The 21,967-nt window shown below is 62.1% G+C and carries 22 protein-coding genes; 11 read left to right on the top strand and 11 right to left on the bottom strand.

Annotation, left to right across the window (positions count from 1 at the left end; translation table 11 throughout):
* The first annotated feature begins 46 nt into the window (after positions 1-46).
* Positions 47-673: a TetR/AcrR family transcriptional regulator gene (locus G9U53_RS11220; RefSeq protein ID WP_003943606.1), complete on the top strand. Its 627-nt coding sequence runs from the start codon at positions 47-49 to the stop codon at positions 671-673.
* 6 nt (positions 674-679) lie between these two features.
* Here the strand turns inward: G9U53_RS11220 and G9U53_RS11215 are convergent, their stop codons facing one another.
* From G9U53_RS11215 to G9U53_RS11205, 3 genes are all read right to left on the bottom strand, one after another.
* Complete coding sequence (locus G9U53_RS11215) at positions 680-1,120, bottom strand: PAS domain-containing protein (protein WP_003943598.1); 441 nt, start codon at positions 1,118-1,120, stop codon at positions 680-682.
* A gap of 111 nt (positions 1,121-1,231) precedes the next feature.
* Complete coding sequence (locus G9U53_RS11210) at positions 1,232-1,972, bottom strand: ABC transporter ATP-binding protein (RefSeq protein WP_003943539.1); 741 nt, start codon at positions 1,970-1,972, stop codon at positions 1,232-1,234.
* Positions 1,969-3,015 carry an ABC transporter permease gene (locus G9U53_RS11205; RefSeq protein ID WP_039973533.1) on the bottom strand — a complete coding sequence of 349 codons (1,047 nt, stop codon included), beginning with the start codon at positions 3,013-3,015 and terminating at the stop codon, positions 1,969-1,971. The genes G9U53_RS11210 and G9U53_RS11205 overlap by 4 nt, the downstream gene beginning before the upstream one ends.
* Before the next feature lie 114 nt (positions 3,016-3,129).
* On the opposite strand from G9U53_RS11205, the gene G9U53_RS11200 reads away from it, so the two are divergent.
* The 4 genes from G9U53_RS11200 to G9U53_RS11185 all read left to right on the top strand — a co-directional run bounded on the left by G9U53_RS11200 (position 3,130) and on the right by G9U53_RS11185 (position 7,237).
* Positions 3,130-4,332, top strand: a complete 1,203-nt coding sequence (locus tag G9U53_RS11200; protein WP_003943587.1) for a sensor histidine kinase — start codon at positions 3,130-3,132, stop codon at positions 4,330-4,332.
* Positions 4,329-4,946, top strand: a complete 618-nt coding sequence (locus G9U53_RS11195) for a response regulator transcription factor (protein ID WP_003943536.1) — start codon at positions 4,329-4,331, stop codon at positions 4,944-4,946. The genes G9U53_RS11200 and G9U53_RS11195 overlap by 4 nt, the downstream gene beginning before the upstream one ends.
* Before the next feature lie 92 nt (positions 4,947-5,038).
* Complete coding sequence (locus G9U53_RS11190) at positions 5,039-6,277, top strand: HNH endonuclease signature motif containing protein (protein WP_165638692.1); 1,239 nt, start codon at positions 5,039-5,041, stop codon at positions 6,275-6,277.
* A 144-nt stretch (positions 6,278-6,421) separates the two neighbouring features.
* Entirely contained in the window at positions 6,422-7,237 is an 816-nt protein-coding gene (locus G9U53_RS11185; RefSeq protein ID WP_165638691.1) for a siderophore-interacting protein, read from the top strand.
* 9 nt (positions 7,238-7,246) lie between these two features.
* On the opposite strand, the gene G9U53_RS33510 is transcribed toward G9U53_RS11185, so the two are convergent.
* Positions 7,247-7,675: a hypothetical protein gene (locus G9U53_RS33510; RefSeq protein WP_241064889.1), complete on the bottom strand. Its 429-nt coding sequence runs from the start codon at positions 7,673-7,675 to the stop codon at positions 7,247-7,249.
* A 115-nt stretch (positions 7,676-7,790) separates the two neighbouring features.
* Between G9U53_RS33510 and G9U53_RS11170 the strand changes: the two genes are divergently transcribed.
* Positions 7,791-8,747, top strand: coding sequence for a proline dehydrogenase family protein (locus G9U53_RS11170; protein WP_042920644.1), 957 nt, complete (start codon positions 7,791-7,793; stop codon positions 8,745-8,747).
* Positions 8,748-8,808: 61 nt separating this feature from the next.
* Here G9U53_RS11170 and G9U53_RS11165 read toward each other — a convergent pair whose 3' ends face one another.
* The 3 genes from G9U53_RS11165 to G9U53_RS11155 form a co-directional block, all read right to left on the bottom strand.
* On the bottom strand, positions 8,809-9,252 hold the full coding sequence (locus G9U53_RS11165; protein WP_030536658.1) for an SRPBCC family protein: 444 nt from the start codon (positions 9,250-9,252) through the stop codon (positions 8,809-8,811).
* A 3-nt stretch (positions 9,253-9,255) separates the two neighbouring features.
* Positions 9,256-10,809, bottom strand: a complete 1,554-nt coding sequence (locus G9U53_RS11160; protein WP_003943578.1) for a succinic semialdehyde dehydrogenase — start codon at positions 10,807-10,809, stop codon at positions 9,256-9,258.
* Positions 10,810-10,887: 78 nt separating this feature from the next.
* Positions 10,888-12,204, bottom strand: a complete 1,317-nt coding sequence (locus tag G9U53_RS11155) for an MFS transporter (protein ID WP_030536659.1) — start codon at positions 12,202-12,204, stop codon at positions 10,888-10,890.
* A 71-nt stretch (positions 12,205-12,275) separates the two neighbouring features.
* Between G9U53_RS11155 and G9U53_RS11150 the strand changes: the two genes are divergently transcribed.
* Complete coding sequence (locus G9U53_RS11150; RefSeq protein ID WP_007735863.1) at positions 12,276-13,247, top strand: helix-turn-helix domain-containing protein; 972 nt, start codon at positions 12,276-12,278, stop codon at positions 13,245-13,247.
* A 30-nt stretch (positions 13,248-13,277) separates the two neighbouring features.
* A complete protein-coding gene (locus G9U53_RS11145) occupies positions 13,278-13,655 on the top strand; it encodes a DUF5313 family protein (RefSeq protein WP_003943558.1) in 378 nt (125 codons plus the stop codon).
* A gap of 7 nt (positions 13,656-13,662) precedes the next feature.
* On the opposite strand, the gene G9U53_RS11140 is transcribed toward G9U53_RS11145, so the two are convergent.
* Both G9U53_RS11140 and G9U53_RS11135 read right to left on the bottom strand, forming a co-directional pair.
* Complete coding sequence (locus G9U53_RS11140) at positions 13,663-15,390, bottom strand: oleate hydratase (protein WP_073512952.1); 1,728 nt, start codon at positions 15,388-15,390, stop codon at positions 13,663-13,665.
* Positions 15,391-15,436: 46 nt separating this feature from the next.
* A complete protein-coding gene (locus G9U53_RS11135; RefSeq protein ID WP_347570810.1) occupies positions 15,437-16,315 on the bottom strand; it encodes a TetR family transcriptional regulator in 879 nt (292 codons plus the stop codon).
* Positions 16,316-16,478: 163 nt separating this feature from the next.
* On the opposite strand from G9U53_RS11135, the gene G9U53_RS11130 reads away from it, so the two are divergent.
* The 3 genes from G9U53_RS11130 to G9U53_RS11120 all read left to right on the top strand — a co-directional run bounded on the left by G9U53_RS11130 (position 16,479) and on the right by G9U53_RS11120 (position 20,905).
* Positions 16,479-17,432 carry a cyclase family protein gene (locus G9U53_RS11130; RefSeq protein ID WP_073512953.1) on the top strand — a complete coding sequence of 318 codons (954 nt, stop codon included), beginning with the start codon at positions 16,479-16,481 and terminating at the stop codon, positions 17,430-17,432.
* Positions 17,429-19,078: a long-chain fatty acid--CoA ligase gene (locus G9U53_RS11125; protein ID WP_073512954.1), complete on the top strand. Its 1,650-nt coding sequence runs from the start codon at positions 17,429-17,431 to the stop codon at positions 19,076-19,078. The genes G9U53_RS11130 and G9U53_RS11125 overlap by 4 nt, the downstream gene beginning before the upstream one ends.
* A gap of 378 nt (positions 19,079-19,456) precedes the next feature.
* Positions 19,457-20,905 carry a histidine-type phosphatase gene (locus G9U53_RS11120; protein WP_003943593.1) on the top strand — a complete coding sequence of 483 codons (1,449 nt, stop codon included), beginning with the start codon at positions 19,457-19,459 and terminating at the stop codon, positions 20,903-20,905.
* Here G9U53_RS11120 and G9U53_RS11115 read toward each other — a convergent pair.
* Positions 20,851-21,234 carry a helix-turn-helix transcriptional regulator gene (locus G9U53_RS11115; RefSeq protein WP_058227381.1) on the bottom strand — a complete coding sequence of 128 codons (384 nt, stop codon included), beginning with the start codon at positions 21,232-21,234 and terminating at the stop codon, positions 20,851-20,853. The genes G9U53_RS11120 and G9U53_RS11115 overlap by 55 nt on opposite strands.
* Positions 21,235-21,386: 152 nt before the next feature.
* Complete coding sequence (locus G9U53_RS11110; protein WP_003943607.1) at positions 21,387-21,845, bottom strand: hypothetical protein; 459 nt, start codon at positions 21,843-21,845, stop codon at positions 21,387-21,389.
* Positions 21,846-21,967: the final 122 nt, after the last annotated feature.

Here is a 21,967-nt window from a genome sequence, read left to right as displayed (position 1 = left end):
CGCCTCCCGAGTCGCTAGAGTTCGACTCTAGAGTTAAACTCTAATCATGACTGAGGTTCTTCGGGAAGACACGTCGGCGCGGCGCAAGATCATCGAGGCAGCGCGTGAGGTTTTTGTCGATCCCGGCTACGCGGCCGCCACGATCAAGCAGCTTGCCGCGGCGGCGGGCGTGTCGGTGCAGAGTGTCTATTTTGTGTTCGGCAACAAGCCGAGCGTGCTGTCAGCACTACTCGACGTGGCCGTTGCGGGCGACGAGGAAAAGACGGCAACTCTCGACCGTCCGTGGGTGGCGGCAGCACTCGGCGCCCCACATCCACTCGGACAACTCCGGATTCAGGTTCACCACGGACGGCTCATTCTGGAACGCACCGCAGACATCCTGCTGGCACTGCGGGCCGCAGCTTCCGCCGACGAGGACGCCGCCCGTCTGTGGCAAATCAACCGCACTCAGAGACGCACGGTGCAGGAACATCTGATGGTCGGCATCGTCGAAAAAGCGCCAACCGTCGACCTCGAAACAGCTGTGAACGTCGCACTCACGCTGCTCAGTCCCGAGACCTACACAGACCTCGTGGTCGGCGCGGGTTGGACCGGCCAACAGTACGAAGAATGGGTGGTCAACACCCTTGCCGCCACCCTCGGCCTGGACCGAACCGTCAAATCCCGGAAGTAGCTGGGATTACTTGGTGGGCTTGTCGTCGATGTGCCGTGGGTTGTTCCACAGGCGCTCCGTCAGATCGTGGAGGACGGCAAGGGTGATCGTGTCGTCGTCCCGTCGGAGCAGAGACTGGCTGACCGTCGCGCGCACCAACGTGGAGTCGGAGTGCACGAACTCCTTGACCGAGCCCGGCTCGGAACTCAGTTCACGATGGGCCTGCTCTGCACTGACGTCGTCGGCATCCTTGTCGTAGAGGATGTCCTGCAAACGCAACGCCGAGACGGCCTTCTTGGGATATCCCAGCATGTCAGCGAAAGACGGGTTGGCAAAAACGATGCTGCCATCGCGGTGAACGGCCATGACCGGCACCGGAAGCCTGTCGAGGAGAATCAGGGCAGGCATCTGCTCCAGATCCGCAATCGGCGATTGTGGCGGCTGCGCAACGTTGCGGCGGCGTTCCATAACACGTCCTCTCAAGTTGCCCGAGTCGACAACAGTCTAACTGCCCAGCAAATCGCGGGTTGACTTCCCGCCCGGATGCAGTGACGAATGCCCGAATCGTGCCCGCCTGAGTCACGCCGCGAGCGCCTCCTGATCCTCCGCCAAGGAACCGTCAACAACACGATAGACAGTATCCATCCGAGACAGGTGACTTCGGTCGTGTGTCACGAGAAGGGTTGCCGCCTCGCGTTCCCGCACCACCCCGATGATCAGATCCATGACAGCGGCACCGCGCTCCTGATCGAGCGCACTCGTGGGCTCGTCGACCACGAGAAGCTGCGGATCGTTCATCAATGCTCGCGCGAGATTGACGCGCTGTCGCTGCCCTCCCGACAGCTGGGACGGCCGTTTTCCGCTCTGATCCGCGAGCCCGACAGCGTCCAGCAAATCCATCGCTTTTGATTTCACGGCCTTGCGACGGGCCCGCGACGTGAACACGGACTGCCCCAGATGCGCCATCACCTCGAGCTGCTCCAGTGCAGTCAGCGAAGACACGAGGTTCGACTGTTGGAAGACGATGCCGATCGACGAGCGTCGCAGCTCCGACGCCGCCCGCCGACTCAGCGCAGCGATGTCGGTGCTGCCTTCCGGCGTCCGGAGATAGACGTGCCCGGAATCCGGACGGATCAGCGTCGACGCCACCGCCAACAGGCTGGACTTGCCCGAACCCGAGGGCCCGGTGATCGCGGCGATCTCGCCGCGGTGCAGTCGCAGAGACACGTCGTCCAGCGCCGTCACCCGCGATTGCCCATCGGGAAACGTCAGATCGACGTTCTGGATGTCGAGAACTGTGGTGCCGGTTGTCATGGTCATCGTGCGCTCCCCAATGCTGTGAGTGGATCGGTGGTCGAGAGGAATCGAAGTGCAAAGGCCGCGCCGAGCAGACCGAGCCCGATCAATGCCACGGCAGGTACGACGGTGGTGGATGCGTCCAGGACGAACGGCATGGCGTCACCGATCAGCGATCCGGCCACGGCCGTCAGCCCGATTCCGACGGTGACGCCGGCGATCAGAACGATGAGCGCCTGACCCAGTGCGTCGCGCACCAGCGAACCGGTAGTCGCACCGAGCGCTTTCAGCGTCGCGATGTCCGGAGTTCGCTGGATCGTCCACACCGTGAAGAACGCACCGATCACCAGGGCTGAGATCGCGAACAACATGAGCGTCATCAACGTCAACGACCCGTTCTCCGACTTGTACGAACCGATCGCGTCGAGCGAACCGCTGACCGTCGTCGACGTCGTCGCAGCCGCCTTGTCCGTTGCGGAAGCGTCGGAGGCTCCGGTGACAGCCAGTACTGTCGCAACTCCGCCGCGTGGATTGGCCGCCTGCCAGTCGTCGAGCGTCATCCAGACGACGGGCGAATGGCTGTACCAGTCGTCACCGCGAACGGCGCTGACGGTGAACTGCTGCGTACCGACACTCACCTGATCGCCGGCGCCCGCCCCCAGATCGCGGGCGGCACCTTCGCTCAACACCACCGTGCCTGACGCCGACGGCGTCACGTCACCGAAACCGCCATCAGCGCCGAACAGGGCCACCGACTTCTGATTTCCGTCGGCCAATCCCGCTTTCCCGCGACCGATTCCGATGGGATCGACGTCCTTCGACGTGGAGGTCCAAGCGTTGACCTGGTCCTGCGTGAGCGCCGACTCGTCGAACGACGCCCCGGCTCCGGTGTCGGCGAACACCACCGTGTCGGCATTCATGGCCTCGATGGCTGACACGTTCTGATGGCGAAGTCCTGCAGTCAACCCGCTGAGAAAACTGACCAGAAGTGCAACCAACAGAACCACGACGGAGATCAGCGCGAAACGACCTCGCGCTGCCCGTAAGTCCCTCATTGCGACAAACACTGTGAATTCCTTTCCTGTGCTTGCCTCTACGCTCTCGCGGATGCAGACTCTTTCCATCGCACCTCGGATCGACATTCCAGCGCTCGAAAGAACCATCCCGGTTTACAACTTTTGATGGATGAACCAGGCCCGAACCTCGCTAAGCTGGGCGAGATGCACCGATCTCCGCTCACGCCTGTCTTCGCCGGCCTACAACTGGGCCTGCATGTCCTTGTCATGGCGCTGGCCGGTGTGGTGTTTCTTCGAGCGCTGATCGACGAATCCGACCTGACCGCAACAATCATCGCGTTGGCCGTGATCTTTGTTGCCGTCTATCTTTTCGGGGTCGCCAAAAGGCTGCGCGGCAACGCTGCCCGCTGGTGGCTGGCCGTGCTGACCCTCGTCTGGATCGCGACGATGGCGGTATCCGCCGACGCCGCCTACCTCGCGTTCGGACTCTTCTTCCTCTATCTCCATATTCTGCGACGCCCCTGGAGTCTTCTCGCCGTCACCGCGGCAACGGCTGTCGCCGTGGTCGGCACCGGCCTGCATCGTGGATGGACGATTGCCGGCGCCGTCGGCCCGATCATCGGCGCTGCCGTAGCGGTTGCAATCGGCCTCGGATATCAAGCGCTGTACCGCGAGGCAGCCGAGCGCGGTCGTCTCATCGACGAGTTGATGAATACTCGTGAAGAATTGGCGTCGACGTCTCGCGATGCCGGAAAATTCGCGGAACGTGAAAGACTCGCCGCCGAGATTCACGACACCGTGGCCCAAGGACTTTCGAGCATCCAGATGCTCCTTCACGCTGCCGAACGCGCCGATCCGGACAGCCCGGCCATCCGTCAGATCAGCCTCGCACGGGAAACTGCCGCGGACAGTCTTGCCGAAACCCGCCAACTCATAGCCGAATTGACGCCCGCGGCCTTGGACGGTCAGTCGCTCGCCGACGCGCTTCGTCGAATCTGCGAACGCGCGAGCAGTCCTGAACTGGAAGCGCGCTCCGTGGTCGAAGGCGAGGCAGTGCGGCTGCCGATGCCCCTCGAAGCAACATTGGTACGCATCGCTCAGGGCGCGGTGTCCAATGTTCTCCGCCATGCCGATGCAACCAGAATGGCTGTGACACTGACCTATTCCGATGACACCGTCAGCCTCGACGTGGTCGACAACGGTCGCGGTTTCGACGTGGCAGTTCTCGAACGTGGCCCGGCGGAATCTTTTGGCCTCAACGCAATTCGCCGGCGCGTCGAACTGCAGGGCGGGACTTTCTCCATCGAGTCCGAGCCGGGACACACGGCCGTCGCAGTGACGTTTCCTCTCGAAGTCGGCGAACCGTGATCCGCCTGCTGCTCGCCGACGATCACGCGATCGTGCGCGCCGGGTTACGAGCGCTGCTCGAAAGCGAAGCCGACATCGAGGTAGTCGGCGAAGCGGGCACCGCCGAGGAAGCCATAGCCTTCTGCGCCACCACGCCGGTCGACCTCGTGCTCATGGACCTGCGATTCGGCCCCGGGAAGACGGGCGTCGACGCCACCCGCGCGGTGTGCGCGCTTCCGAATCCGCCGCACGTACTCGTTGTGACCAACTACGACACGGATGCAGACATCTTGAGCGCTGTCGAGGCCGGGGCCAGCGGGTACCTACTCAAGGACACACCACCGGTCGAGTTGCTGTCAGCCGTCCGCGCCGCTGCGAGCGGGGACAGCGTTCTCTCCCCCGCCATCGCGTCGAAGCTCATGACTCGGGTACGCAAACCCGAAACCAGCCTCAGCCCAAGGGAAATCGAAGTTCTGAAGTTGGTGGCGGCGGGTCGCTCCAACCGAGAGATCGGCAAAGAACTGTTCCTGAGTGAGACCACGGTCAAGTCGCACCTGGTTCACATCTTCGGCAAGTTGGGAGTGAAGTCGCGGACGTCGGCGGTAGCTCGTGCGCGGGAGCTGGGTTCGATCTGACATTTGCCCGAATTGTCGAAAGTAGCTGGACAGCAGCAATTTTCGCCTGCGATTCTCTTGTGTTCGAAACTTTGTTCGATTAGACTTTGAGCATGGACAGTCGGGAAGCGTGGCAGCTGGATGGCGAGGACCTCAAGGGTGAGGTTCTGGATCTGGCGCGCGCCCGGCACGAGTTGCAGTCGCGGATGGTGTTGTTGATCGTGGAGATGTTTTCCCGTGAGGTTCTCGGCGGGAAGGGTTTTCGGGCGATCGCGCAGTGGTTGCATGGTTCGACGAATTTGGAGATCGGTGAGTGCAGTCTGCTCGTCGGGTTGGCGCGGTTGTTGATGCTCGAACCTGTTGTCGGCGATGCGTTTCATCGCGGTGACGTGGATGCGTTGAAAGCCCGTCAGGTGGCGTCGTTTTGTCAGCATCCACCCAAGAACATGACGCCGGCGGATGTGGACAAGGCCCGCGGGATCCTGCTTGGCCTGGCGTCGCAGAACATTGCCGATTGTGATGCGGTGCGGGCGGCGATCCGGCGGATCGAGAAGCAGTACGGCAAGCGTGAGGACGGCGTTCCGGTGGGTGAGGATTCGGAGCGTAACGAGTTCTACGCCTCGAAAGGCTTGTACGGGCGTGTGTCGGTGAAGGGTGATTTGGATGCCGTGAACGGGGCGCGTCTGCTCACGTTGTTGTCGAGTCTGTCGGCTCCGACGCCGGAGAAGGACGGCGTGAAGGACACGCGTACTCCGGCGCTACGGCGGGCGGACGGGTTCTGCGAGTTGTTGCGTCGGTACGAGCGGGCGGGGTTGGGTCCGATCGAGGGCGGGGTGAAACCGCACATCACGGTGACTGCGTCGGCAAAAGATATGACGGACCTTAAAGTTCTGAAAGACCTGTTGCCGTCCACTGAGGAGTTGGGGTTCGCGTGGACGGATTGGATAGGTCCGATCAGTATCGACACCGCACGGATGTTGGCCTGCGACTGCACCGTCACCCGGATTTTGTTGGACGAGAATGGTGTTCCGCTCGACTGCGGTAAGGAAGCGAGAACAGCAACGGTGCCGCAGAGGCGGGCGTTGGCGGTTCGTGATGGTGGGTGCGCGTTTCCGGGGTGCGGGACACCGTCGGGGTGGTGCGATGCTCATCATATTGTTCACTGGAACGATGGTGGCCCAACAGATCTCGACAATCTGATCTTGTTGTGCGGTCATCACCACCGGACGATGCACCACACGGAGTGGCGGGTGGAGATCGGCCCGGATCGGAAATCGGTGTTCTATCCGCCGATGTCTGTTGATCCGTATCAACAGCCGATCGGCGGGAACAGCCCACCCACAGCGGCGTGAACCGACATAACTGAAAAGGCCAGCGTGTGCACCGGGGAAGAATCATGCCCCGGGGCATACGCTGGCGTTTTCAGCTGCGCTCGATGTCCGTCTTGCGACAGCATCTGTCTCCACTTCGACACGCAGGACCAATAGGGTCGAGGCATGTCTTTCTGCGAACCCGCCCGCGTTGTCACCGTCACGTCCCTGACCCCGCACATGCGGCGAATCAGCATCGAGGCAGAAGGCAACTGGCACTGGCCGACCGGCGGACAAGGCGACGAGCGCATCGACATCGCGTTCCCGAAACCCGGTGAAACAGAAGCAGAATACGACTACTTCAACAATCCCGACTACGGCAAGGCCGATCTCGGAACCGAGCCACCGTGGCGGCACTACACCGTGCGCAAGGTGCACGACGGCGGCCGACGTCTGGACATCGACTTCGTCGTGCACCCTGGCGGTATTGCAGCGGATTGGGCCCTGCGGGCCGAACCAGGTCACCTACTAGGCGTCTTCTGGTCGGACAGTTCGCGGTCCCACTACCAAGCACCGGCGGGTCCTCGCTGGCAGCTGCTGGTCGCAGACGCCACGGGTCTCCCCGGACTGGGCAGGATTGTCGAAGAACTTCGAGAGGGCGATGTCGCACAGGCGATCATCGAGGTCGAAACCGAAGAGGATCGACAGGAATTTGTCACTCGCGGCGACGTCACGTACACGTGGCTCGTGGGGAGTGGCCTCGGAAAGGCGCCGAGCGCGCTGTTCGAGGCTGTGGAGAAGGTCGAGTTTCCCGAATCCGAATCGGCCGACGTCTACGCGTGGGTGGCGTGCGAAAGCGCAACCAGCCGTCGTATTCGTAAGCATCTGAGGGAAGTTCGAGGAATTGCTCGCGACAAGCACAATGTTGTCGGGTACTGGCGAGAGGGCGCCGACGGCCACGTTTCCGGCATGAACAGCGAGGAAGTCACCGTCGGCGCCTGAGCGCCGTGATCACTCTGCCGGCAGCGTGTCGGTAGATTCTGTGTGAGCCTGCTGCGCGTCAGCCGACTTTTCCGCCAGCATCTCGAACAGTGCTCGGCGTGCCTCGGCGAGAATTGCCTCGGCCTTGGCTACCTGCTCAGCGGTCCCACCTGCGGCTACCGCGACAGCGGCACCTCGGAGTAGGCCCATCGCGGGACGGAGCGCTGCGCCGGCTTCACCGAAACCCGGCCGACCGTGTCCGCGCTGGTCAGGTCGACCGAATCCGCGCTGGTCGGGCCGACCGCGTCGGCCTTCGGGGCGTCCTTCTGCTCGGTCTTCGAAGCGACCCTCGGGGCGCTCGCCCTCGAATCCTCGACGGAAACCGTGTCCACGATGCGGGCCTCGGCGGCCATGCTCGCGCCGTTCTTGCATTTCTGGGTTGTTGTGTGGGGCGTACATGTTGTCCTCCTGGACTGTCTGTGTTTGTTTGACGTATCGACGATATATCGACAATATATCGAACGCAAGGGTCTGGAGAATAATTCCCGCACCCTCGTCCGGATACGCTGAAGCCGTGAACACGGATCTACAAGCCCAGGCCGCAGACGTCCTACGCCGCCTCGCACTCGACGAATCCCTGAAAGAACGCACCATGGCGAACGCTGCGACTGCAGCACTCGCACGGAAAGTCGCCGCTCGCTACATCGGCGGCGAAACCATCGACGACGCTTTCGACCGCCTCCCCTCGATCTTCGCGCGAGGACACAAGGCGAGCATCGAATACACCGGGGAAAGCGTCCGGGATCCCGAGCTCGCGAACGCCGAAACCGATGTTTTCGTGGAACTCGCGGAACGAATCGGCACGTCGGGTGTCGAGAGCACCGTGTCGTTCGACCTCTCGCACATCGGCTTGGTGATCGATCCGGAGCAGTGCTTTCGCAATGTCGTGCGCCTGGCCGAGGCCACGGAACGCGCCGGTGCCGAGCTGATCATCTCCGCCGAAGCGTCCGATCGCACCGACCTGGTCCTCGACATGCACGCGCGACTGGCCGAGCGCTTCACTCACGTGGGGATCACCGTTCAGGCCCGACTGCACCGCACGGCAAAGGATCTCGCCGCTCTGCTGGACCGACCCGGCCGCATCCGTCTCGTGAAGGGCGCCTTCCTCGAAGCCGAGTCCGTCGCCTACCCACGCGGTAGTGCCGAACTGCGCAGCGCGTATCTCGACTACGCAGCCCGAATCGTCGACTCGGGTCACCAGGTCTCCATCGCGACACATGACCGCGACATCCTCGAAGCACTACGCGCCGAACATGATTCGAAGCTCAGAGGCGAGCACGTCGAGTTCGAGATGCTGCTCGGCCTCGGCACCGAGCAACTGGACGCACTCCGAGGAGCGGGCTTCACCACACGCGAATACGTCATCTTCGGAACACAGTGGTGGCTGTACGTACTCAATCGCATCGCCGAAGAACCGGAGCGTGTCTACACCGCGCTCATCGACGCTGCGCTCATCAGCACTGCAAACTAGATCTCCAACAACAGAAGTGGGGCCGCACTCGAATCGAGTGCAGCCCCACTTGTGTCAGTTTCTAGCTCTCCAGAAACGCCTTGATGCGCGCCAGGGTGGTTTCCATTCCGGTCTGCATCAGCTGATCTCGACCCCGACCGAGTAGGCCGCTACCCGACATCATGCGCACGTAAAGCGCTGGCGTCGCATAGATCTCACGAGTCTCGGTAAGCACGGTGCCCGTTCCCGAAGGCTCGAGCACATAGGTCCACCGCGCTTTCGGCTCGTCCGATTCGAAGGAGAACCTCCGGCAGTCGACCACGTCGACCACCGTGCAGTGCGTGCTCCACCGAATCAGACCATGCTTGTTGGTGCCCTTGAACTTTGCACCCACAGTGCCCGGAGTTCCGGAAGTCCATGTTCCACCGGTATTTTCAGGACTGAAGCGACCCATACCTTCGATGTCGCTGACAACCTTCCACACCGATACTGGCGTTGCCTCGATGTACGCGCTGGCGGTTTCCACCCGTTACCGGCCCGGAACCCAGGACATGATCTTGATGGCGTGAGGCATGAGCTTTGCCCACACCTTGGCCGGAAGTCCGCGCGGTCCACCGAGATTCATGACGCGAGTGGTGGCAACGGTCTGCGGTTCGGTGTACTTGATCAGCCCCTCGGCGCCGTGACGACGACCGACGCCCGAGACACCCATACCGCCCATCGGTGCTGCGGTGCTGCCCCAGGTCGGTGCGTAACCCTCGTCGACGTTGACGGTGCCGGCGTGGATGCGCGCTGCGATGGCTTCACCGGCAGCCTTGCTTCCCGCCCACACACTGGCGTTGAGGCCGTACTCGGTGTCGTTGGCCGCAGCGATGGCCTCTTCGACGTCCTTGACGGGGTAGATCGAGACGAGCGGCCCGAAGGTCTCGTCGCGGTAGCACTCGGCGTCTTCGGGAACCCCGGTGAGCAGGGTGGGCTCGTAGAACAGCGGTCCGATGTCCGGCCGAGCCTTGCCACCGGCAATGACGGTGGCGCCCTTGACCACTGCGTCATCGACATGAGCGGAGATTGCCTTGACCTGCGCCTCGGAGACGAGGCTGCCCATCTCGATTCCGAATTCGTATCCGGCGGCGAGGTTCATCTTCTTGACGCGGTCACCGAACATGCGGATGAACTCGGGTGCGATGGACTCTTCGACGTAGATGCGCTCGATGGAGATGCACAGCTGACCGGAGTTGGAGAAGCACGCACGCACAGCGGCGTCGGTGACCTCGCGCAGGTCTGCGCCGGCGGCGACGATCATCGGGTTCTTGCCACCGAGTTCGGCGGAGAAGCCGATCAGTCGACGGCCGGCCTGCTCGGCGAGGAGCTGACCGGTCGCGGTGGAACCGGTGAACATGAGGTAGTCGGTGTTCTCAACCAGGGCGGTGCCGACGACGGAGCCCGGCCCGGGAACCACGGCGAAGAGGTCGCGAGGCAGACCCGCCTTGTAGAGCAGTTCGACGCAGGCGAGCGCGCAGTACGGCGTCTGGCTGTCCGGCTTGAGGACAACGGCGTTACCGGCGAGCAGCGCGGCGATGGCGTCGGACACGGCCAGCGTCATCGGGTAGTTCCACGGCGAGATGACGCCGACGACACCCTTGGGCTGGTAGCGGACGACGGTCTTCGTCAGGCCCGGGAGCATGCCGGAGACGCGACGCGGACGCAGCAGCTTCGGAGCCACACGTGCGTAGTGCCGCGACGTCATCGAGATGTCGAGGACTTCTTCCTGAGCTGCGGTACGCGACTTTCCGGTCTCGGCCTGAGCCATGTCCATGAGGGCGTCGCGGTTCTCGAGGATGAGATCGCGGTAGCGGTGGAAAACGGCAGCGCGATCGAGGACGGAGCGCTTGGCCCATTCCTTCTGGGCGACGCGGGCACGGGCGATGGCCGCAAGTGCGTCGTCGGCGGTGCCGACAGGGATGGTCGCCAGCTCCTTGCCGGTGAACACCTCGGTGATGGACTTCGTCGGGCGATCGGCAACATTGTCGATGGCGATCAGATCGGCGAGCCGCGAGAAGGTCGCAGCGGACGGAGCAGGCATTTCAGTACCCCTACTGGTGAGTAGTTCTTGGAGTTACACACAACTTACCCCGTCGGTGGTACCGATCACAGTGCCGAATCAGACAGAGTCAACCAATACTGCCTCTTTCGGACGTTTTGCGATCAACAACGACATGACTGCGGCGATCGCGCAGAGCGCGCCGGCCACCAAGAAGGCAGCGTCGTACGAGCCGATCTGATCACGAACGAGGCCGGCCAAGAAGGCCACCAGACCCGCACCGATCTGGTGCGATGCCAGCACCCAACCGAACACGATGGGAGCGTCGGCGCCGAAGTGTTGACGGCACAGCGCGACGGTCGGCGGAACCGTCGCCACCCAATCGAGCCCGTAGAAGATGACAAACGCGATCATCGGTGGATTCACAGTGTTCGCGAGCAACAACGGCAGAAAGAGCAGCGAGATTCCGCGGAACAGGTAATAGATGCCGAGAAGTTTTCGCGAGTCCATCCGGTCGGTGAACCAACCCGAAGCAATGGTGCCGACCATGTCGAGGATTCCGATCAACGCCAACAGGGACGCGGCAGTCGTGATCGGCATTCCGTGGTCGTGCGACGCCGGGACGAAGTGCGTGCCGATCAGGCCGTTGGTGCTCGCGCCGCAGATCGCGAAGGTACCGGCGAGAAGCCAGAACACCTTGGTCTTCGACGCCATCACCAGCACCGAGATCGCCCGGCCTCCGGCACCGCCGCGCTGGTAGACAGGCTTGGCTGGTGGGGCGTAATCGGCGGGCGCTCCGTAAGGCGTCGTACCCACGTCTGACGGATAGTTACGCAGGAACAGCAGAACGAACGGCACAACGGCCAGTGCGGCAAACGAAACTGTGAAGGCGACGCTCTTCCAGTCGTACGTTTCCGCGATCTTCGCCAGGACCGGAAGGAACACCAGCTGACCGGCAGCACCACCGGCCGTCAGGATGCCGGTCACGAGACCACGCTTCTCGACGAACCAGCGATCGACGACGGTGGCGACAAACGCCAGTGCCATCGAACCGGTACCGAGACCGACGAAGACACCCCACAGCAGAATGAGCTGCCAACTCGAGGTCATGAAGATGGTGAGACCACTGCCGAGCGAGATGAGCGCCAACGCCGAGGTGACGACCGCCCGGATACCGAACCTCTCCATCAAGGCAGCAGCGAACGGCGAGGTCAACCCGTACAGAATCAGGTTGACCGAGACGGCCGCCGAGATGCTGGCGCGCGACCACCCGAAATCTTCGTGCAGCGGATCGATCAGCACCGATGGGGCAGCGCGGAAGCTCGCCGCACCGACCAACGCCAGGAACGCCACGATCGCGACGGACCAGGCGCGGTGAAAGCGCGGCGGGCTCACCTGCTGTTGGCCTGATTCGGGGAGAGCGGTCTCAGAAGTCACAGAGAGAATTCTGCAGTTCGGATTCGATCGAGAACAGTGGCCAGATTGCCAATATATGAAAGAATCAAGCCATGTCTGGTCCGCATCGCGTCGTCGTACTGGCTCTGAATGGAGTCATTCCCTTCGAACTCGGCATCCCGGCGCGCATCTTCGGACGTGCCCTCGACGTCGAGGATCGGCCGCTGTACGAGATCCTGACGTGCACCGTCGACGGCAATCCCGTGCAGACCGACGCAGACTTCAGCATCTCGGTCGACCACGGGAGCGAGTTGCTCGCCACCGCCGACACCGTCGTCATCCCCGCGTCGTACGAGTTGGGTCCGGCCTACGAAGACGGCTACCTCTCCCCCGAGTTGGCCGCAGCTTTCCAACACATCCGGCCGGGCACTCGGCTGGTCTCGATCTGCACCGGGTCGTACATCCTCGCCGCGGCGGGTCTGCTCGACGGACTCCGCGCCACGACGCACTGGCGCAACACCGACCATTTCCAGCGTGTCTATCCCAAGGTGAACGTGGATCCGGACGTGCTGTTCGTCGACGAAGGCCACATCCTGACCTCGGCCGGGGTGGCGTCGGGAGTCGACCTCTGCCTGCATATCGTCAGGCGTGACCACGGCATGGAAGTGGCGAACACCGTCGCGAGGCGTTGCGTCGTACCGCCGTGGCGCGACGGTGGCCAAGCTCAGTACATCCGACGCCCCCTGGCCGACAAGCCTTCGGAATCGACTGCCGACGCTCGGCACTGGGCCCTCGAACATCTCGACGACCCGATCACCCTGGCGGACCTGGCGACGCGCGCCAACATGAGCGTCCGCACGTTCAGCCGTCGATTCCGCGACGAAGTCGGAACCACACCGAACCGCTGGTTGACCAGCAGACGCGTCGATCGGGCGCGGGAACTACTGGAGGAATCCGATCTGTCGATCGATGCGATTGCTGCTCGAACCGGCTTCGGGACTGCGACATCCATGCGTCAACACATGAACGAGGCCCTCGGCGTTTCACCGAGCGCCTACCGACGCACGTTCAAGGCACCGGTGTAAGCGGCAGTACCAGGCACTATCCTGGATGCCATGGCCGAACAGACTCGCCCGAACTTTCCTCAGTACTGCGGATACCTCCTGGGGAAGACGCTCCCCGACCGGTATCAGGACTGGGTACGGAACGATCTCGTCGGCCCGGGCGCCCAGGCCCGCTACATCATCCGCTTCACCGTGCCGGCGACGCTGATCCTTCTGCTGTTCCTCTTGATCCCGGGACCGATCTGGATTCCCTTGGCCATGATGGCCTTGTTGCTCATCCCGCTCGCGTACTTCGTCGTGGCGCTCGGGACGATCTACCGCCGTCACCGCCTGCTGAGCCACGGACTCGATCCCGAACTGCTCGACGAGAAGGCCCAGCGCCGTGCCGATCGCACTCGCGAGGACTACGAGAAGCGGCACGGTCGCTGAGCACCCCTCAGCGGAACATCGTCACTGCGGCCTTGGCGAGGACCTTCGGATCCTTCTCGTAGTGATGCATCTTGGTGAGCTTGTCTTCCGGAATCCCCAGGAACTTGTAGACGGCTACCTGAGCGCAGCGCACCGAGTACTGCTCGGTGAACACCATGTCGAACGGCAGCTCCGCGAACTGACTGATGAACGCCAGGTTCTTGGAGTGCTTCGGCACCACCAGCGGCCGGTCGCCGACGGCGCGCCGATTGAACAGCGCACTGGCGTAAGGCATATGGCTGGGTATCGAATTCACGACGCTGTCCATAATCTCTTGTCGACGCGCGGCGAGCGCACCGCTCTCGTCGAGCGCCTCGAGGTGTCCGAGCGTCTCTTCCAGCATTTCCCGCCCGGTCATCTCGATGAACGGCTTCTTCACGTAGTCGCCGTCCTTGCGCGGGAACAGACAGTAACCCCAGAAGACTCCTTCGTTCTCCTTCTGCGCGTGGTAGTGCGGCTGATGGTGGACCACGATCGACAGAAGCACGTTCGAGTCCACGAATGTGTTGAGCGCATTTCCGGGGAGTTGCTTGGTGATTCGGGAAATCTCGTTGATGAGCTCGTGTGACGAAGTGGTGACGGTGAAGCTGGTCCACTCACTCTGCGCCCGGTCCCCGAAGAACTTGTCGGGATTCCCGAGATCGTAGAAATGCTCGGTGGCCTGCTTCCACAGCAGCGCACTCGGTGCGTATCTCATGTCTTCGACGATCGGGGTGTCGAGATCGCCGATCGAAGAACTGTCGGTGATGCTGCCGTTGGTGTCGAAGACGAAATCGCCCTCTGCCACGTCGATTCGGCCCTTCTCACCGGTGCGGACGTTTTCGTAATCGAGTCCCGTCACGATGATCTCGTCTCGTAGCGGGGTGTCCTTGAACACGAACTCCGTGATCTTCAGTTCGTTGACGAACTTCACGCCCTTGCCTTCGAGGAAGGCCCGCATCGGCAAGATGATGCTCTCGTACTGGTTGTACGGGGATCTGGTGACACCGGCAAGAGTTTGAATGCGACTGAACTCGAGAATCATTCGGTTCATGTACCGGCGCAGCTCCATCGCCGAACTCACCCGCTTGAAAGCAAATGTGGTCTCCCACATGTACCAGAAGTTGGTGGTGAAGAAGTGCGGAGTGTCCTCGAACCACTGCTCGATACTGATGTCGTCGAGTTTTGCCTCGTCCGACTCCGGCATCGTCATCAGCTTCGTCAACAAGTACCGATCCTTGTTGTCGAATTGCATGTGCTTGTAGTCGTTTTCACCCTTGTTGCGAATGCCGTCGCGATCGATCAATCGTGCGACGTCGTGCGTTGGATGCGCGTGGTCGAAATCGAGAATGTCATCCGTCACCGATTTTCCCGGGTTGTCCAGCGACGGAACCACACTCAGCACGTCCCAGAGGTTCTCATAGGTCTCCTCGTTGAGCATGCGACCGCCACGATTGATGAAGCCCGCGTCGTTGCCCAGCTCGCGATGACCGTACTGGTGCTGGAAGGTAGCGGCAGATTCGCCGTCGTTCGCTCCATGCATGTCCAGCCCCATGATGGTGATGTCCTCACCGCTCCACTCACCGTCTCGAATCAAATAGACGGCAGCCGAGAGGTTTCCGATGCCGGCACCGATCATGTAGGCCTTGTGAGACAGCTTGGAAGACATTGGGTTTCGTTCCTTACTCGAGTCGCGGTACGGATACCTTCCAAGCATGGACCCCTTTGCCCGCTGGCGCATCACCCGAACCGGATGACGTCCGTCACGGTCGCTGAAGGCGCACCAGATCCAGTGCAAAACGCGCGTAGTCGCGTGCAATTTCCTCGGGCGTTTGTGGTCCGCTCGGCCGATACCATTGCGCGACAGAGACACACATCACGACTATTGCACGCGCGGCCTGTCGCGGCCGATCCGTCCCGAACACACCGGCAGCGATTCCGTCGTCGACCTGCTTCGTCATCAACCATTGCTGGTAGTTGCGTGATTCCGTGATGCGCAACCTGTTCTCGGCTGTGAGACTGCGCATTTCGCTGGCACCGAGAAATCCTTGATCACGCCGATAGATATGGAACAAGGTCACACATTCGACGAGGAAAGCCAGCCTTTCGGAGGGACTTTCGCCCTCGTCGATAGCCGCCAACGATCTCGTGTTCAGTTCAGCCATGGTGAGGTCGAGAATTTCGGCCAACATCTGTTGCTTGCTGGAATAGTGGTGATACAGACCCGGAACACCCATCCGCGCACGTTTGGCGATCTCACGCATCGCAGCGCCGTGATATCCGGTCTTCACCATCTCCGCGAGCGCTGCAGCCAACACCGGATCGAACGAACTCGGACCGAACCTTCGCCACTCGTTCGGGCGAAAATGTGCGTCCGGGTCGGCGTCGTCGCCTCCCCATCGCGGCTGTTCCGGCGGACGCACTATCGCAGCCGGGAGCAGAGCGTCGAAACGCACTCCGAGAATCCCGCCGATTGCGGCCAACCTGTCGACGCTGACTCTGGTCTTTCCGGTCTCGACGGCGCTGAGGGTAGCCGGGCTGACATCGAGACGCCTGGCCAATTCGCGCAGCGAGAGCCCGCCGCGACGCCGGGCTTGCCGGATCGACGCTCCGATCAGGACGGCATTCTCGAATTCGGTCACAGTGTTCAGTATTCCCGAACATTGGATTTCCAACAATGCGATGACCACGGCAATCGGTGAACCTGTTGACTACTGATTATCGGCCTGAACATGATGTGGATCACAAAGACCCAGGTCCGCCCGAGCGATCGTTCGGTGTCGGTAGCGAGAGGATCGAATCACCATGACCGAGGCGCCATATCTTGGAGAACTCCTGCGCGACGCACCCAGCAACTGGGGCAAGTGGGGAGAGTCCGACGAGGTCGGTTCACTGAACTACCTCGACGCCGGACAGGTGCTTCGTGGCGTCGGAACCATCAAGCAGGGTTCCGTGTTCACACTCCAACGTCTAATCGGCGATCCCAAGGGTGATCCGGTGTGGCCGGGACGCAGCCCTGCCGAGCGCACACAGATCTTCGACGAGAGCAGCTGGGACGGCGACGACGCCCCCAACTTCCCCGGTGGCCTGCATTACGCGGACGACAAGATCGACGCGTTCCTGCAGGGCTCGACGCAGTACGACGCACTCGGCCATGTCTGGTACGACGGCGCCCTGTGGAACGGATACTCCGCTGACACCACTGTCGGCGGCCTCGAGAAGGCCAGCGTCGAACCGATTGCCGACCGTGGCGTCGTCGGACGCGCAGTACTTCTCGACATGGCGAAGTTCCGCGGCAAGGAAAACCTCGACAAGGCCGAAACCTTCACGCACCATGATCTTTTGGCCTGTGCCGAAGCGCAGGGCGTCACCATCGAGAAGCGTGACATTCTCGTCATCCGCACCAACTTCCTCAAGCTGTTCTTCGACCAGGGCGAAGCCTTCTACGAGAGCTTCTGCGAGCCCGGCCTGATCTACAGCCCCGAACTCGTCCAGTGGTTCCAGGACATGGAGATTCCGAACCTCGTCACCGACACCATTGCCAACGAGGTCACCACCGACCCCGAAAACGGTGTGGCACTGGTTCTCCACAACGCATTGATGCGCAACCTCGGAGTGGTATTCACCGAGATCTGCGATCTGGAGAAGCTGGCCGCGGACTGCGCGTCCGACGGCCAGTACACGTTCTTGTACGTCGCCGCACCGCTCAAGGTTGCCAAGGCCAGCGGCTCTCCCGTGAATCCGGTTGCCATCAAATGACATACGAAGATCGCCCTTGGTTGGCGTTGTACCGCAACGACGTTCCCCCCGACATCGACGTCGAACAGCCCACAATGCTCGAAATGTTGGCAGCGGCGGTCCGCTCTGATCCGGACGCCACGGCTGTGAAGTACTTCGACGGTCAACTCAGTTTCGCTGAAGTGGATCAGCAGAGTGACGCCCTGGCCCGCGCACTACGAGCAGGTGGTCTGGCGAAGGGAGACCGTGTCGCACTCTTCCTGCAGAACGTTCCGCAATTCGTGCTCGCCCTCGCCGGAATCTGGAAAGCCGGCGGCGTCGCAGTCTCGATCAATCCGATGAGCCGTGAACGAGAACTGGGATACCAACTCGAAGATTCCGGAGCAGCGGTTCTGATCGCTCTCGAGGGGCTCTACGAGTCCGCCGGCCGCAACGTCGTCTCCGACTCGCCGGTCAGGCGAGTCATCACCACCTCGGAACTCGAGTACCAAAGCCGCAACGATCCGAGGATTTTCGACGGAATCGTGAAGAAGGACCTCGGTACCGACGATCTCGCGACGCTGATCGACCAGCATCGTCTCGGCGATCCGATCACTACCGACGCTGCACCGGAAGACATTGCGGTACTGACCTATACGTCGGGAACCACAGGTCCGCCGAAGGGAGCGATGACCTCTCACGCGAACATGACCTTCAACGCCCAGGTGTACCGGGACTGGTTGGGGCTCACCCCGAAAGACACGGTTCTCGGAGTTGCACCGCTCTTCCACATCACGGGGTTGATCGGTCACATCGCGGTGTCCGTCCTGGCGAGAATGCCGCTGGTGCTTGCCTATCGCTTCCAGCCCGAGGTGATGCTCGACGCGATTCGTGAGCACCAACCGACATTCACAGTCGGCGCCATCACTGCTTTTACGGCACTGCTCAACACTCCGGGTTGCGCGCCGGAAGACTTCTCCTCCATGCGGTTGCTGTATTCCGGCGGCGCACCCATCTCGCCGACTGCCGCCGAGGCCGTCCGCGCCATGACCGGTGCTGCGCTGCACAACATCTACGGGCTGACCGAGACCACGTCGCCGACCCATGCCGTTCCCGTTGGTGCGGATACGCCGGTCGACCCCACATCCGGAGCACTGTCTGTCGGCGTTCCCGTACCCAACACCGTGGTCCGCATCGAAGACGAGGGCGGTGCGGTCCTGCCGATCGGAGAGATCGGCGAACTGGTCGTCCGAGGTCCACAGGTGGTGCGCGGTTACTGGAACAAGCCGGAGGAGAGTGCGTCGGCCATTCGCGACGGGTGGTTCCACACCGGCGACGTGGGGTTCATGGACGAAGCCGGCTGGTTCTACGTCGTCGACCGTAAGAAGGACATGATCATCGCGTCCGGCTACAAGGTGTGGCCACGCGAGGTCGAGGACGTTCTTGCCGAGCACCCCGCAGTCCGTGAGGCGGCAGTCGTCGGGATCGCCGACGAATACCGCGGTGAGACGGTGAAGGCGTTTGTCAGCCTCGTCGCGGGGGCGTCGGTCACCCCGGAAGATCTGATCGATCACTGCAAGCAGCGGATGGCGGCGTACAAGTACCCACGCTCCGTGGTGCTGGTGGAGGAACTGCCCAAGACCGTCACGGGCAAGATCTTGCGACGGGAGCTGCGCACGACCTCCTGATCACAGGGCAGCGGGCGGACTTCACGGTCCGCCTGCTGTCTGATCGCGCACAGTTTTAGGTCGACCACGCAATCGGGGTAATGGAACAGTAATATGTGCTGAGTACCCACGGACAAACGGGAGACTTCAGTGAGCAAGTTCGGACGTAAGAAGCAGCCCACGCCCAAGAGTTACCAGTGGCTGGCCATGACCCTCATCGCGTTGTCGCTCTCCGTGTCGATCGGGATTGCCGCCAAACCCTCCTGAGCTCCGCGAATCCGAAACTTGTAACCCCGCGTCCATCTGCACATGGGCAAATAGGAGCAATTCGGACGCTTAGCTGTTCTAACTTTCCTTCCGTCGTGTCACCTCGGCACCGACGGAGAGGATCAACTCACCATGCGAAGCTCACGCTTCGGCGTGCTGGCCGCTGCCGGCGCTGTCGGACTAGTGCTTGTCACCAGCAGCGTCCAGTCCATCGCCACGGCGTCACCGTTCGGTTCGCTCGACGCCGGTTCGAGCTCCGGTTCGACAGAGATACCAACCGTCAGCGACGGCGGCTTCACGTCCAAGACGCCCTACACTCCCGGCCAGCGCATCGCCGACTATCAGGCGCCGCCGACGGGATACTCCCCCGTGTACACGGAAAGTGTTGCGCGCCATGGTTCCAGAGCACTGTCGAGCCTGAAGTACGACGACCTGAGCCTGCAGCTGTGGGAAATCGCCGAAGCCGAGAACGCATTGACTCCCGTCGGCAAGGAATTCGGCCCGGCCCTCCGTGATCTCATGGCCGCCAACAAGAAGCTGGGGTACGGCAACCTCAGCGGACGCGGGATCACCGAACACAGACAGCTCGGCGCGCGGGTCACTGAACGCCTCCCCCAACTGTTCGACGCCATCGCAGCGCAACAGGGCACCATCACCTTGACCTCGTCGGGTGTGGACCGTGCCGTGGACAGCGCCGAGAACTTCGCGCAAGGGCTGACCGGTGCGTTTCCAGCCGTCGCCGGCGATGTTGCACCGGTGACCACGGATGCCGACCTTCTCTACTTCCACGACTCGGATGCAAACGCCGACTACAAGGACTACGAAGAGTCCGATCCTCGACTGAAAGCCGTCGACGACCAGATCGCCGATCTTCCCCGCACCCGCGAGGTCTCACGGCACATGATGCTCAGGCTCTACTCGGAGGACTTCGTGAACCGGCTGAGTGCGGGCGAGTTCTCACTCGTCGACCGCGGCAAGGGTTCCAGCACGATCGACAACGAAGTCGACGCCGCGTACATGCTGTACAACACGTACATCATCACTCCGGGCATGGCCGAAGAAGGCAAGTGGAATTTCGAGCGGTTCATCGAACCTGCTGACGCGCAGTGGCTCGCATACACGAACGATGCCGAGGACTTCTACGCCAAGGGCCCGGGCTTCACCGGTGAAGACGTCACCTACCGGATGGCAACTGTCCTGCGCGACGAGTTCCTGCGCGGCCTGCAGAAACATACCGGCGACGACGCCGTCCCGGGAGCGGATTTCCGGTTTGCACACGCAGAAACGATCATCCCCTTCGCAGCACTCTTGAAACTGCCGGGAAGCACCGTCTCGCAGGCGGAGGGCGACCTCTACACCTATGCGAACAACCCCTGGCGCGGATCACAGGTCAGCCCGATGGCTGCGAACGTGCAGTGGGACGTCTACGCCGGACCGGAGGGTAAGCGTCTGGTCCGAATGCTCTACAACGAGCGCGAGACAGCATTTGCTGCCCCGTGCGCTCCGGTGAGCGCCGGGAGTTTCTTCTACACGCCGGACGAACTGGCCCGCTGCCTGCCGGAGATTTCACCGGCAGCCTGAGATCCGGCAACTCGGGATCCAGCGAGCGGTCGACGAGGGCGCGCCCATACCTGGTGCAATGCCAGCATGCGCGCCTTCTCGTCGTCTTCCATCAACAAGGCGTCGCAGATCCTCACGATAACCGGAGCCGAAACACCAACGGACGTACCCTGTTCCAGCCGCTGATAGTGATTGAAGCTGATGTCGGCAATCTGCGCGACATCGCGCCGACTGAGGCCGTGCATTCGGCGAGCACCCTCGCAGCGCATGCCGACCTTTTCGGGCGCAAGACTGTTTCGTTTTTCGACGAGCATCTGGCTCATCAACTGACGCGCGCTCGACCCGTTCACGTCGCCACCTTTTCCATCCCTGAAATATGCTTTCACCTAACATGTTTCAGAATATGGGATGGGGCGGACCCGGCGGTATCTCCGAGATGACAGATAATCACGCGATACCGCCAACCCTGTGCCCGTCCAGGCCGCGACGATGAGGCTCAAGATCAGGCTATGAACCTGCCGATCGTCGGATTCGACTGGCAGATGGGACTACTGCCCCAGTTGATCGAACCGAACGCCGTCGCAACGACATTGCCGACGCCGGTGTTCACCGTCGCGGACAGGTACGGATAAGTACCGACCAGGTCGACGATTCCGGACTTGCCCGTGTCGGTGTTGACCCACGCAACGGTCACCTGACCCGCCGCCGGGATGGGTGCAGCGGCCGGGAACGAATCGAAGCGAATGTCACCCTTGGCGATGGGCGGATTGGATTCTGGCCCGGACTGGCCGGTGAGTCCGGTCAACGAGGCCAGCGACCCCTGATTCGGACACCCGATAGTGACGGCGGCGCCGCCGAAAGGGTGGGGCGGATCAGCCGAGGCGACTCCGGCGAACATGACGCTCGCGGCAATCGGTAGTCCGATGGCCGCAAAAACCCCGGCCGTGCGTGTGACGCTCATAGCTGCTCCTCGGGTCGACAACACTTTCCGGATACCCCTGGTACAACGCCCGAAACGAAGGAAAGACGACTATTCACACCCCCTAGACAACGCGTGTTGTCAGAACTACAGTCGGTGGTGCA

It is taken from the genome of Rhodococcus sp. D-46 (assembly GCF_011290655.1).
GTDB lineage: Bacteria > Actinomycetota > Actinomycetes > Mycobacteriales > Mycobacteriaceae > Rhodococcus_F > Rhodococcus_F qingshengii.
The sequence above is the reverse complement of the archived record's forward strand: the minus strand, read 5'-3'. Positions and strand labels throughout refer to the sequence as shown.

Bases quoted from the DNA above. Each gene is read 5' to 3' on its own strand.
- G9U53_RS11220 (WP_003943606.1), top strand. From the start codon at position 47: ATGACTGAGGTTCTTCGGGAAGACACGTCGGCGCGGCGCAAGATCATC.
- G9U53_RS11215 (WP_003943598.1), bottom strand. From the start codon at position 1,120: ATGGAACGCCGCCGCAACGTTGCGCAGCCGCCACAATCGCCGATTGCG.
- G9U53_RS11210 (WP_003943539.1), bottom strand. From the start codon at position 1,972: ATGACCATGACAACCGGCACCACAGTTCTCGACATCCAGAACGTCGAT.
- G9U53_RS11200 (WP_003943587.1), top strand. From the start codon at position 3,130: ATGGATGAACCAGGCCCGAACCTCGCTAAGCTGGGCGAGATGCACCGA.
- G9U53_RS11190 (WP_165638692.1), top strand. From the start codon at position 5,039: ATGGACAGTCGGGAAGCGTGGCAGCTGGATGGCGAGGACCTCAAGGGT.
- G9U53_RS11185 (WP_165638691.1), top strand. From the start codon at position 6,422: ATGTCTTTCTGCGAACCCGCCCGCGTTGTCACCGTCACGTCCCTGACC.
- G9U53_RS33510 (WP_241064889.1), bottom strand. From the start codon at position 7,675: ATGTACGCCCCACACAACAACCCAGAAATGCAAGAACGGCGCGAGCAT.
- G9U53_RS11160 (WP_003943578.1), bottom strand. From the start codon at position 10,809: ATGCCTGCTCCGTCCGCTGCGACCTTCTCGCGGCTCGCCGATCTGATC.
- G9U53_RS11150 (WP_007735863.1), top strand. From the start codon at position 12,276: ATGTCTGGTCCGCATCGCGTCGTCGTACTGGCTCTGAATGGAGTCATT.
- G9U53_RS11145 (WP_003943558.1), top strand. From the start codon at position 13,278: ATGGCCGAACAGACTCGCCCGAACTTTCCTCAGTACTGCGGATACCTC.
- G9U53_RS11140 (WP_073512952.1), bottom strand. From the start codon at position 15,390: ATGCTTGGAAGGTATCCGTACCGCGACTCGAGTAAGGAACGAAACCCA.
- G9U53_RS11130 (WP_073512953.1), top strand. From the start codon at position 16,479: ATGACCGAGGCGCCATATCTTGGAGAACTCCTGCGCGACGCACCCAGC.
- G9U53_RS11125 (WP_073512954.1), top strand. From the start codon at position 17,429: ATGACATACGAAGATCGCCCTTGGTTGGCGTTGTACCGCAACGACGTT.
- G9U53_RS11120 (WP_003943593.1), top strand. From the start codon at position 19,457: ATGCGAAGCTCACGCTTCGGCGTGCTGGCCGCTGCCGGCGCTGTCGGA.
- G9U53_RS11110 (WP_003943607.1), bottom strand. From the start codon at position 21,845: ATGAGCGTCACACGCACGGCCGGGGTTTTTGCGGCCATCGGACTACCG.